We start from the raw sequence: 11,825 nt of genomic DNA on the forward strand, positions 1-11,825 counted from the left end.
CTCGTTAACGGAGATAAAAGCCTCATTCACGAGTATCAAAGCCTCGTTAACGGAGATAAAAGACTCGTTAACGGAGATAAAAGCCTCATTCACGAGTATCAAAGACTCGTTAACAAAAAATTTAGCATGGGCATCGCTAATTGCTAAGTGTAAATTATTCTAAAACTATTAAACAATCATTAACTATTTTTCAGCATGACCTCTATCTCCGATTCCTTTCAAGCTTTACGCGATCGCCAACAGTGTGCTTTAATTCCTTTTATCACAGCAGGCGATCCTAACTTAGAAACTACTGCCGAAGCCTTACGCATCTTAGATCGCAACGGTGCTGACTTTATCGAGTTGGGCGTTCCCTACTCCGATCCTCTCGCAGATGGGCCTGTGATTCAAGCAGCAGCAACCCGCGCTTTACAAAAAGCCACGAAATTAGAGCAAGTGCTAGAGATGTTGCACATAGTCATTCCTAGCCTAAAAGCGCCGATAATTCTATTTATGTACTACAATCCCATTTTGCATCGGGGTATTAAGTTGTTTTTGGCGCAAATTGCTGTTGCTGGGGTGCAGGGATTGGTAGTACCAGACTTACCCTTAGAAGAAGCAGAAGAATTAATTCAAACTGCTGCCTCTTTTGGAATTGAGGTAATTTTACTCGTCGCTCCTACCAGTTCTCAAGATAGAATTGTTGCGATCGCTCGTCAATCTCAGGGTTTTATCTATCTAGTTAGTGTTACAGGCGTTACAGGTATCCGCGCTCAAATCCAAAACCGCGTAGAGCATTTAATTACCGAGTTGCAAAGCGTCACCAATAAACCCATCGGCGTTGGTTTTGGCATCTCCGCACCAGAACAAGCACATCAAGTCATGGAATGGGGTGCAGATGCAGTGATTGTTGGCAGCGCCTTTGTCAAACGTTTAGCTGAAGGTAGCCCAACAGAAGGATTGCAAGCCGTGGAAGAATTTTGTCGAGAACTTAAAGCAGCCATCACAAAAAGTCAGCGCAAAAATCCATCTCTTCAAGAGGTGGGATAAATTCATCCGCAGACCTGGGGAGCATACACAAATTAAATTACCCCCCTTAATCCCCCCTTGTAAAGGGGGGAAACAGGAATCTAGTTCCCTCCCCTTTACAAGGGGAGGGTTAGGGTGGGGTAAAACCAGGTGAGTAAAGTATTTCAGACTTGTGTATACAACGTAGCACCCCTCTGCTCCTCTTATTCCATTAAGACAATGAAACTACTGCTGAAATCGGTCAAAATATTAATTTATAGCTTACTTATAGTTAGCAGCTGTGCCCTTACAGTCTTCGCCCACGATCGCCTTGACAAGGGACAATACAAATACCATTGGAATCATAATCTTCCAGGGCAATACGCTCACCTAGCTGTAAGAAAGAACGTAACTGACCTAACATCAGCAGAGAAAACAGCCTTCGTTAAGGCTCTCAAAACCTTAAAAACTGTCATACCCCCAGGTAGTAAGGTCAGTATTTACGACCAATTCGTTGCCATACATATAGGGGCAACACGCTTGATTCACAATCATAAAGGACATTCCGATGGTTCCGTCCAAGAACTTGCTCATGAAAATGCCGCATTTTTCCCTTGGCATCGAGAATATATCCGCAGATTTGAACAAGCACTGCAAGCAGTAGACCCAACTGTTACTCTCCCATACTGGGATTGGACAGACGCCAAAGCACTTGATGTAATTTTTAATGATGACTTTCTTGGTTCTAACGGTCAAGGAGTAACCATCAAAATTCCAAATCAAGGAAACTTTACAGGCGGCGCTGTACCTGGGGCTTTTTCGGCAGCAAATGGCTGGGTGATGAATCCAGCATTAAATATTGACCCAGAAACCCAAACATCATTAGGTACATCACTTGTCCGCTTTCTCAGACTACCTCCTGCCAGTGATTATCCTGTGCCCAAAAAAGATGTTGAGCGTGCCCTCCGCCTGAATAACTATTCTCTATTTCGCCCTGCTTTGGAAGGATTTATCTCTGTAGATGAGCAGGGTAAAGTCACCCCCGGAGGATTTATACACAATTACATTCATGGCTTAGTCGGTGGGGTACAAATAGACGCAAGCACAACACCCATAAAGTTTAAGGGTCTAGGTACTATGGGCAATATCCCAAGTTCGCCTTATGACCCAGTATTTTGGTTGCATCATGCCAACGTAGACCGCCTCTGGGCTGAATGGCAAGACAACGGTCATCAAGGTAGCGATTTTTATCCTGCCAATGGTCAACCTTACGGGCACAACCTTAAAGACCTAATGTGGCCTTGGGACGGCGGTATGTCTACCCCCAAAGCTACGGCGTTAGGAGATTTACTATCGCTATTACCAAATTTTAACTCTGACGATTTGGTGCGCCCTATAGACGTTTTGAATCACCAAAAACTGGGCTATACCTACCAAACCTGGGAATGGAAAACCCAAAGATGATTCAAAGTTAGAACCAGAGTAAAAAATACTTGAACATGAAAGGATTTTAACCAATGGTAAACATACTAAACATCAATACTGCAACTGTACAACCAGATTCTTTGGGCAGGTTTGGAAAATTCGGCGGTAAATATGTCCCGGAAACCTTAATGCCTGCATTAAGTGAATTGGAAGCGGCGTATCACCAATATTGCAATGAGCCGAGTTTTCAAGCAGAATTGCAAAACTTAATGCGTGATTATGTAGGACGACCCAGCCCATTATATTTTGCTGAACGCCTGACAGCTCATTACGCTAGACCAGATGGCACGGGAGTGCAAATTTATTTAAAGCGCGAAGATTTAAATCATACAGGCGCTCACAAAATTAATAATGCTTTGGCTCAGGTGTTACTCGCTAAACGCATGGGTAAGCAACGGGTGATTGCAGAGACAGGTGCAGGACAACATGGCGTAGCAACTGCAACTGTGTGTGCGCGATTTGGTTTGAAATGTGTGATTTACATGGGCGTCCAGGATATGGAACGCCAAGCCCTGAATGTGTTTCGCATGAAATTAATGGGTGCAGAAGTTCGACCAGTGGAAGCAGGTACAGGAACTCTCAAAGATGCAACTTCGGAAGCAATTCGAGATTGGGTGACGAATGTGGAAACAACCCATTACATCCTCGGTTCCGTTGCTGGGCCTCATCCCTACCCGATGATTGTGCGTGACTTCCACGCGGTAATTGGTGTAGAAACTCGCGCTCAATGCCAAGAAAAATGGGGAGGATTACCAGATATTTTACTGGCTTGCGTGGGTGGAGGTTCCAACGCGATCGGCTTATTCAATGAGTTTATGCATGAACCTTCGGTGCGCCTAATTGGAGTCGAAGCTGCGGGTGAAGGTGTAAATACAGAAAAACACGCTGCAACCTTGACAAAAGGTAAAATAGGTGTATTGCACGGTGCCATGAGCTATTTACTGCAAGATGATGATGGTCAAGTCATCGAAGCTCATTCAATTAGTGCCGGATTAGATTATCCAGGTGTTGGGCCAGAGCATAGTTATTTAAAGGATCTTGGCCGCGCCGAATATTACAGCGTTACCGATAAACAGGCGTTAGATGCATTCCAAAGACTTTCCCAACTAGAAGGGATTATCCCAGCTTTGGAAACAGCTCATGCGATCGCTTATCTAGAAACCCTTTGTCCACAGTTAACAGGCAATCTCCGCATCGTCATCAATTGTTCCGGCAGAGGTGACAAAGATGTGCAAACTGTCGCTAAAGTCCTGATTCCTTAATTTTTTCTTGTCGTCATTTGTCATTTGTTATTTGTCATTTGTCATTTGTCCTTTGTCCTTCGTAAATGAACAATGACCAATACAACTCTTAGAGAGGCTGCGCCAACAGCTTCTCTACCAGGCGCTGTTCGCGTTCTCTCAGTACAAATGACCAATGACCAATGCCCAATGCCCAATGCCCAATGCCCAATGCCCCATGCCCAATGACAAATGACAAATGACAAATGACAAATGACCAATGACCAATATGATCGCTATAACTCAAACTCAACCTGAAAACATCTCCATCCCTCCTGAGTTCTACAACTGGCCAGCTTTATTGCAACAGTTGCTAAATCGCCAATCCTTGACGGTTTCCCAAGCTGCGGATTTGATGCAAGGTTGGCTCACAGACGCCATTCCCGATGTTCTATCAGGAGCGATTTTAACCGCAATTCAAGCTAAAGGCGTCTCTGCCGAAGAATTAGTTGGCATGGCCACCGTCTTACAATCCCAATCCCCAGTCCCCAGTCCCCAGTCCCCAGTCCCCTTAATTGACACTTGTGGAACTGGTGGAGATGGTGCTTCAACCTTTAATATTTCCACTGCTGTTGCCTTTGTGGCCGCTGCTGCTGGGGTAAAGGTTGCCAAACATGGCAATCGTTCGGCATCCAGCAAGACTGGTTCGGCTGATGTGCTGGAAGCTTTGGGTATAAATCTTAACGCCACTCCGGAAAAAGTACAAGCGGCAGTTGGCGAAGTTGGAATCACCTTTTTGTTTGCTCCCGGTTGGCATCCTGCACTCAAAGCGATCGCAACTTTGCGAAAAACTTTGAAAGTGCGGACTGTTTTTAATTTACTCGGCCCGCTAGTAAATCCGATGCGGCCGACAGGGCAAATTATTGGTGTCAACGACCCGCTTTTACTAGAAGAGATTGTGCAAGCCTTATCCCAACTGGGATGTCAGCAAGCGATCGCCCTCCACGGACGGGAACGTTTAGATGAAGCGGGTTTGGCAGATGTCACTGACTTGGCTGTACTCCAAGATAAAAAAGTCCGCTCTCTAACGCTCAATCCTCAAGAACTGGGTTTGGGTTTTGCACCGACTGCGGCGTTGTGCGGTGGAGATGTCCAAGAAAATGCCCAAATCTTGAAGGCAGTTTTGCAAGGTAAAGGTACGCAAGCGCAACAAGATGTAGTCGCTTTAAATACAGCCTTAGCCCTGCAAGTTGGTGAAGCTATTGATGGGGAAACTGATGTTTTAGCAGGTTGTGTTAAAGGTATTGCCCTTGCCAAAGAAATTCTGCAAAGCGGCGCAGCTTGGACAAAACTAGAACAACTTGCAGAATTTTTGCATGAATCACCAAGGTAGGGGCAGAGCATTGCTCATGCGTGTCAACTTAAGCCAAAAATAGCGTACTGATTAGGCGTTGTTCACCCGCCAGTTCACCCGCCAGGGAATATAATTCCCTGACTAATTGCTCAAGTCTACTGAAGTAGACTGAAAATTTTCGCGCTCTTTAGTCCTCTTCAGAGGAGTTTAACTATGAGACAGGGATTTACAATCGCTGGCGGACGTGAGGTTTCGCGTGAAGTTGACACCAATGAGCATTGCTGTGCCCCTACGAACGCATTGTATTACACCCAAAAACTATACAGAAGGAAAAACAGATGATTATCATACTTAAGAGCGGTACACCTGTTGAGGAAATTACTCGCATTAGCCAAGAACTGAGAGACACTTGGGGAGTGACGGTAGAAAAAAGTGTTGGCACTCATAAAGTTGTGCTGGGGCTAATTGGTGATACTACAAGCATTGATAAATTACAGGTTCAGGAATTTAGCCCTTGGATTGAGCAAGTATTACGAGTGCAACAACCTTTCAAGCGGGTAAGTCGAGAATTCCGTCATGGAGAAGCTAGCGAGGTTGTTGTTCCTACACCTAACGGTCGTGTCTATTTCGGCGAACATCATCCGATTGTAGTGGTAGCCGGGCCTTGTTCTGTTGAAAATGAAGCGATGATTGTCGAAACGGCAAAGCGGGTGAAGGCAGCTGGAGCGCACTTTCTACGTGGCGGAGCTTACAAACCCCGTACTTCACCCTATGCTTTTCAAGGTTATGGTGAAAGCGCTTTAGATTTGTTAGCAGCAGCGCGGGAAGCTACTGGTTTGGGTATCGTCACAGAACTGATGGATGCTGCCGATTTATCAGCAGTGGCGAAAACAGCTGACATCATCCAAATTGGGGCGCGAAATATGCACAACTTCTCGCTGCTGAAAAAGGTAGGCGCTCAAGATAAACCAGTGCTGCTGAAGCGGGGAATGTCTGCCACAATTGACGAGTGGCTGATGGCGGCAGAATATATTTTGGCATCTGGAAATCCCAATGTAATTCTTTGTGAGCGGGGAATTAGAACCTTTGATGGTAAATATGCCCGCAATACTTTAGATTTATCAGTGCTTCCGGTGTTGCGATCGCTTACCCATTTACCAATTATGATCGATCCCAGTCATGGTACTGGTAGGTCTGAATATGTGCCATCGATGGCAATGGCTGCGATCGCCGCTGGTACAGATGCCTTAATGATAGAAGTTCACCCCAATCCCGCAAAAGCTTTATCTGACGGGCCTCAATCTCTCACCCCTGAGAAATTTGACCGCTTGGTTCAAGAAATGTCAGTCTTGGGCAAACTAGTCGATCGCTGGCCTACACCTGCATTCGATCGCATTGGTGGGCGTTAAATTCAAACAAAATTCAGGAGCGAAGCCGGAGATGTTTCGCCTTTGGTCAGAATCAGGAGTCAGAATGAATTCTGACTCCTGATTTCTGTTTAGATAAAACTTATAGCACAAGCTTTGGTGGTTAGAACATCAACAGACAATAAAACTTAGACACAAAAAGGCTTTTCACCCAGTCCCCAGTCCCCAGTCCCCAGTCCCCAGTCCCTTGCTATATTTATATAAATTCATCTTTGATTAACTAACCTAAATTAAATAAAGCATTACCCAAACTTAATCACAATCAAATATTTTTTCTTCAGCATTATCTGAAGTAACCAAATCATCCCCATGACGCTTTCAAGACGTAAATTTTTTGCAGTAGCAGGTACTACTGCCGTCGGCACTTTGATGGTGTCTCCTTTGGAAGGTCTTCTTGCCAGAAAAGCTTTTGGTAAAAAACTTAGTAAAGGATATGGCCCACTTTTACCAGATCCCAATAGTTTGTTAGATTTACCAAGCGGATTTGAGTATCAAGTCATCTCTCGCACTGGAACCTTGATGAGCGATGGCAATCTAGAGCCTAGCAATCATGATGGTATGGCAGCCTTCCCTGGGCCCAAAAACACAACCATTCTGGTTCGCAATCACGAACTTAGCATCAATTCCGATACGCGAGTACAAGTACCAAATCCCTACGATCCCATTTGCAGAGGTGGCACTACGACTCTGGTTGTTGGACGCGATCGCCAGCTGATCGAACAGTTTAGCTCTCTCGGCGGAACCATTCGTAACTGTGCTGGTGGTTTAACTCCTTGGGGTTCATGGATTAGCTGTGAAGAAGATACAACTATACCAAGTGCAACTAATGGAGTCACAAAGTTACACGGTTACAACTTTGAGGTTCCAGCTAGCGCCACCTCTCCTGTAGCTCCAGTGCCTCTAGTTGCGATGGGACGGTTTAATCATGAGGCTGTAGCTGTAGATCCCAAAACTGGATATGTCTATCAAACTGAAGATAGAGGAGATAGCCTCTTCTACCGTTTTATCCCAAAAGTTCCTGGTCGGTTAAAACAAGGAGGTATTCTTCAAGCTCTGAGGATTATAGGTAGACCAGGAGTCAACACCAAGACCGGTTTCGTAGTAGGGCAGAAGTTAGCTGTAGATTGGGTGAATATTCCTGACCCCAACCCAACAACTACAGATAATGTCAGAGTGCAAGGTCGCAACTTAGGTGCAGCCCAGTTTAGCCGTGGGGAAGGCATCTATTATGAAAACAACAAGGATAAGAAAGGCAAAAATGGCAAAAGAGAATTTTACTTCACTGCTACAGATGGTGGCCCTGTAGGCGGTGGCCAGGTCTGGCGCTATATTCCGGGTGAAGAGACAATTGAATTGTTTGTCGAGTCTCAATCTAAAGATGAACTCGATATGCCCGATAACATAGTCGTAGCACCTTGTGGCGATCTTATCCTTTGTGAGGACGGAGACGGTGACAATTTCTTGATTGGTATTACTCCCAGTGGTGAAATCTACAAATTTGCACGTAATGCCCTCCAAACAGGTGAGTTTGCTGGAGCCTGCTTTTCACCTGATGGTCGTACTTTGTTTGTTAACATTCAAAGCCCTGGTATTACTTTAGCTATCTGGGGGCCTTGGAATAGTAATAGAGGCTAATATAAATGGTACTAAGAAAAGCCCAAAGGTTTGTGTAGCCTTATTGCCTTGTTCCCAGCCTCCAGGCTGGGAATGTATTTAAAGTGGGCTTCTGCCTCTTGTCAAGCTACTGGAGGCAGAAGCCCACTCAGAATGGGTTAAAAGCCTTTAGGCTCTTAACCAGCCAGAGCAAAATTATTTACTCTAAAAAATCCATTGTTCGGGTCTTATTGAAAAGAATCTAAAATCTAGAACTACCTCTTTTTTTGAAGTTCGTGCATACTTCTAACAACCTTTGTGACTAAATTTCTGGGTGTAAATCTGACGCTTTCAGTTAATATTTTATTTCTCATCCCAGGAACAACAACAGTTTTGTTTTTCATTAAGCCCCGATAACCAATCCTAGCGACAGTTTCCGTATCCATCATTCTGTTAACACTAGCAATCTTTGAATCTTCCATTGCAGCATTTTGTTGGAATTCTGATGCTGTTGGCCCTGGACAAAGAACAGTCACGCTGACACCTGTACCCTCTAATTCATTAGCGATCGCTTCTGAAAATGATAATACATAAGCTTTAGTAGCAAAATAAACTGCCATTAAAGGCCCCGGTTGAAAAGCCGCGGCTGAGGCCACATTTAATATTTTTCCATAGTTTTGCTCGACCATATCTTTGAGGAACAACTTCGTTAAATGAGTCAGGCTGACCATATTTACCTGAAGCATTTTCAATTCAGTGCTGAGGTCTGTTTCGCTAAATGCTCCATAAGTACCAAAACCAGCATTATTAACTAGCACATCAATCTTGATGGATGCTTGCTGTAATTCTGTAAAAATTTCTTCTGGGGATGTGGGGATAGATAAATCCTTAACAAAAATTTTGACGGCAATACCACATTTTTGGGGAAATTCATCTATAATTTCAGTAAGTTTTTCTTCATTCTTATCTACTAAAACAAGATTATAACTATGACGAGCAAAAATTTGGGTTAATTGATAGCCTATACCACTAGCCGCTCCTGTAATTAAAGCAGTTCTTTTTTGCCGACTTTCAGATGTTTTATTCATGCTAGAAAAATGGCGAATGTGAATTAATTAATTTAAGTTTTATAAATTTAGCTACAGCAATATATAATATTTGCTGTAGCTATTTCTATGCAGTCAATAAATGATGCTATCCACCTGAAACAAGTATGCTTCAATCAAGGATATTAAACGCAAATATAAAAAACTGTATCTATATAAACAAGAGCAAGAATATTTAATCTCGCCATTAGAATTCAGTATCCACAAGTCAGTATTTAAAAAGAATCTAGTATATTTGGTATATTTATTATCAAATATTATCCTGATTCTTTAACTATTCTGACTCCTGAATTTTTACATATCATCAATGCCACAACCTAATTCCGTTACTATAACTGACGTGCAAGCAGCACAAAAGCGAATTTTGGGAATTGCCCACCGCACGCCTGTACTAACATCTAAAATCGTTAACGATCGCACCAATAGCCAAGTATTCTTTAAGTGCGAAAACTTTCAACGCACGGGAGCATTTAAATTTAGAGGTGCATACAATGCCTTAACGCAACTATCGGTAGCACAAAAACAAACAGGCGTTATCACCTATTCATCGGGAAATCATGCCCAAGCGATCGCTTTAGCTGGACAATTACTAAATATTCCCACCACTATTGTCATGCCTGATGATGCACCTGTTGTCAAACAAACTGCTACTCGTGGCTATGGTGCAGAGATAATTTTGTACAATCGCCAAGAAACAAACCGGGAAGAATTAGCTCAAAATTTAGCAGATGAGCGCTCTTTGACACTCATTCCCCCTTACGATCATCCCCATGTCGTTGCTGGACAAGGGACAACCGCTTTAGAACTAATCCAGGAAGTTGGTGAATTGGACTTACTATTAGTTTGTTGTGGCGGTGGTGGATTACTTTCAGGATGTGCGATCGCAGCCAAGTCCCTTTTACCTAATTGTAAAGTAATTGGGGTAGAGCCAGCCCTTGGCGATGATGCTACCCGCTCCTTTCACACCAAAACTCTGCAAACAGTCAAAAACCCTAATACCATCGCTGATGGCGCGCGGACTCCTAGCCTTGGTAAAATTACTTTCCCCTTAGTGCTGCATTACGTCGATGATATGGTGACGGTATCTGAAGAGGCGATTCTTCGCACCATGTTTTTCTTGTGGGAACGTCTGAAAATTGTCGTTGAACCTACTGGAGTATTAGCTGCTGCTGCTTTACTCGAAGGTGTGGTGACAGCACCAGAAGCGAGAGTTGGTGTCATCATTAGTGGTGGAAATGTAGACTTGGCGCAAGTTGGTAAATTGTTTTCTGTGGGATTGGATTGAAAAGTTAAATTCCCAGCAAAGTTTCTACACAAATTGGGCATTTATTCAGTTAAACGGCTATGGGATCGGCTGATACAGTAAAATTATAGTGATAGGCTATAGTAACTTTATTGAAGCTAAACTCACTATATGTTGGAATTGAGGTAAAAATGGAAACTACAACAAGAAAACAAGCTTTAATCAAAGCTATTTATGAGCGATTAGAACAAGCTTATGAAGATACTTTAGAGGATGTCATAGAACTTTTAGACATTCGGAAAGCAGAAGACCAAGAGGATATTAAAGCTTTACATGAAGGACGGGAAGATATTAAGAAAAATGGTACTATTTCTTGGGAGCAAGTTAAACGAGAATTAGCCAGTGAATCAATATAAAATTGAATTTTCTAATACTGCATTTAAACAATTTAAAAAATTACCTATAAAAGTACGGACAAGGATACAAACAAAAATAGACGAGCTAGCTGATAATCCCCGCCCTAATGGGGTTGTTAAGCTAGAAGATTCGGACAATGGTTATCGAATCCGAGTCGGCAGTTACCGAGTTATATACGATATTTTTGATGATGTATTAATAGTTAGTGTTGTGAAAGTAGGGCATCGTAAAGAGGTTTACCGCAACGAGTAAGACAGCAACACTAATAGCAGGATAAAAGCTTTATATTCATACTCTCATATCGCTATCAATAAAAACATAATCTAAGCGCCTAATGCATCGGCTCATAAGATGGTGCGTTAGGCTAAAGCCCTAACACACGCTATGCTTTTACTACGCTTTTACTTTGCCATTGCTATTCACACCAACAATTATTGACGGTGGCTCATTACTAACAATTGACGATTCACCTCGCAATCGCTTCCGGCGTTGGTTTTTAGGAACTCCTCCCGCCATACCATACTCTACACTGCTTTTGCCATATTTAGCCCCGATGCCCATGAGTATGTGTTCTGTCATGTCTGCCAACTGCTGCTCTGTTTCTAACATTTCACGGTATATCTTATCTAGGTTAGAAAGCGCAGTGTTGTAAATATTTTCTTTATTTCGCATTGTCTCAATCAGGCTTGAGTACGCAAATAAAGTGAGTCCATTACTCACGTCTAAGTTTGGATCGATTGAACTGATACTAGCTGCACGACGTGCTGCTTTTTCTAGCACTTGGGAAGTTCTTTTTAGTCTAGCCATAAAATCTACCTTTTAATGCAGTTATTTATTTGGTTATCAGTTCTCGAATTCACTGATTTAAGCTTCTTTACTTTAAAAAACTTCCGTATCGATCAGCCTGAGAAAATTCCTGCAAATCTCTATTAACTTTTATGGCGTTGCATAAATGCGGGATGAATCATGGAAACACGGGTATTTCTCTATACT

General features: G+C 43.0%; 12 protein-coding genes. 10 read left to right on the forward strand and 2 right to left on the reverse strand.

Features of this window, described 5'->3' with window-relative positions; translation table 11 throughout:
- The first annotated feature begins 195 nt into the window (after positions 1 to 195).
- From trpA to RMZ42_RS09135, 7 genes are all read left to right on the forward strand, one after another.
- Positions 196 to 1,029: a tryptophan synthase subunit alpha gene (gene trpA / locus RMZ42_RS09105; RefSeq protein ID WP_322671113.1), complete on the forward strand. Its 834-nt coding sequence runs from the start codon at positions 196 to 198 to the stop codon at positions 1,027 to 1,029.
- 198 nt (positions 1,030 to 1,227) lie between these two features.
- Positions 1,228 to 2,451: a tyrosinase family protein gene (locus RMZ42_RS09110; RefSeq protein WP_322671114.1), complete on the forward strand. Its 1,224-nt coding sequence runs from the start codon at positions 1,228 to 1,230 to the stop codon at positions 2,449 to 2,451.
- Between the two features lie 53 nt (positions 2,452 to 2,504).
- The gene (trpB, locus tag RMZ42_RS09115) at positions 2,505 to 3,734 is read left to right on the forward strand and encodes a tryptophan synthase subunit beta (RefSeq protein ID WP_322671115.1); all 1,230 of its coding nucleotides are present in this window, start codon (positions 2,505 to 2,507) and stop codon (positions 3,732 to 3,734) included.
- 72 nt (positions 3,735 to 3,806) lie between these two features.
- Positions 3,807 to 3,941 carry a hypothetical protein gene (locus tag RMZ42_RS09120; protein WP_322671116.1) on the forward strand — a complete coding sequence of 45 codons (135 nt, stop codon included), beginning with the start codon at positions 3,807 to 3,809 and terminating at the stop codon, positions 3,939 to 3,941.
- Between the two features lie 40 nt (positions 3,942 to 3,981).
- Positions 3,982 to 5,085 carry an anthranilate phosphoribosyltransferase gene (gene trpD, locus RMZ42_RS09125; protein ID WP_322671125.1) on the forward strand — a complete coding sequence of 368 codons (1,104 nt, stop codon included), beginning with the start codon at positions 3,982 to 3,984 and terminating at the stop codon, positions 5,083 to 5,085.
- 299 nt (positions 5,086 to 5,384) lie between these two features.
- Positions 5,385 to 6,455: a 3-deoxy-7-phosphoheptulonate synthase gene (gene aroF, locus RMZ42_RS09130; protein ID WP_322671117.1), complete on the forward strand. Its 1,071-nt coding sequence runs from the start codon at positions 5,385 to 5,387 to the stop codon at positions 6,453 to 6,455.
- A gap of 327 nt (positions 6,456 to 6,782) precedes the next feature.
- Complete coding sequence (locus tag RMZ42_RS09135; protein ID WP_322671118.1) at positions 6,783 to 8,108, forward strand: alkaline phosphatase PhoX; 1,326 nt, start codon at positions 6,783 to 6,785, stop codon at positions 8,106 to 8,108.
- A gap of 233 nt (positions 8,109 to 8,341) precedes the next feature.
- Here RMZ42_RS09135 and RMZ42_RS09140 read toward each other — a convergent pair whose 3' ends face one another.
- Positions 8,342 to 9,154, reverse strand: coding sequence for an SDR family oxidoreductase (locus tag RMZ42_RS09140; protein ID WP_322671119.1), 813 nt, complete (start codon positions 9,152 to 9,154; stop codon positions 8,342 to 8,344).
- Between the two features lie 325 nt (positions 9,155 to 9,479).
- Here RMZ42_RS09140 and RMZ42_RS09145 point away from each other — a divergent pair, with 325 nt between their 5' ends.
- From RMZ42_RS09145 to RMZ42_RS09155, 3 genes are all read left to right on the forward strand, one after another.
- Positions 9,480 to 10,457: a threo-3-hydroxy-L-aspartate ammonia-lyase gene (locus RMZ42_RS09145; RefSeq protein WP_322671120.1), complete on the forward strand. Its 978-nt coding sequence runs from the start codon at positions 9,480 to 9,482 to the stop codon at positions 10,455 to 10,457.
- A 149-nt stretch (positions 10,458 to 10,606) separates the two neighbouring features.
- On the forward strand, positions 10,607 to 10,831 hold the full coding sequence (locus tag RMZ42_RS09150; protein ID WP_322671121.1) for a hypothetical protein: 225 nt from the start codon (positions 10,607 to 10,609) through the stop codon (positions 10,829 to 10,831).
- Positions 10,818 to 11,084 (forward strand): type II toxin-antitoxin system RelE/ParE family toxin, encoded by a 267-nt coding sequence (locus tag RMZ42_RS09155; protein WP_322671122.1) that lies wholly within the window; start codon positions 10,818 to 10,820, stop codon positions 11,082 to 11,084. Before RMZ42_RS09150 ends, RMZ42_RS09155 begins: the two co-directional genes overlap by 14 nt.
- A 141-nt stretch (positions 11,085 to 11,225) precedes the next feature.
- Here the strand turns inward: RMZ42_RS09155 and RMZ42_RS09160 are convergent, their stop codons facing one another.
- Positions 11,226 to 11,639 carry a hypothetical protein gene (locus RMZ42_RS09160; protein WP_322671123.1) on the reverse strand — a complete coding sequence of 138 codons (414 nt, stop codon included), beginning with the start codon at positions 11,637 to 11,639 and terminating at the stop codon, positions 11,226 to 11,228.
- Positions 11,640 to 11,825 lie beyond the last annotated feature (186 nt).

The sequence above is a fragment of the Nostoc sp. DedQUE05 genome (genome assembly GCF_034530955.1).
In the GTDB taxonomy this organism is placed as follows: Bacteria; Cyanobacteriota; Cyanobacteriia; order Cyanobacteriales; family Nostocaceae; genus Nostoc.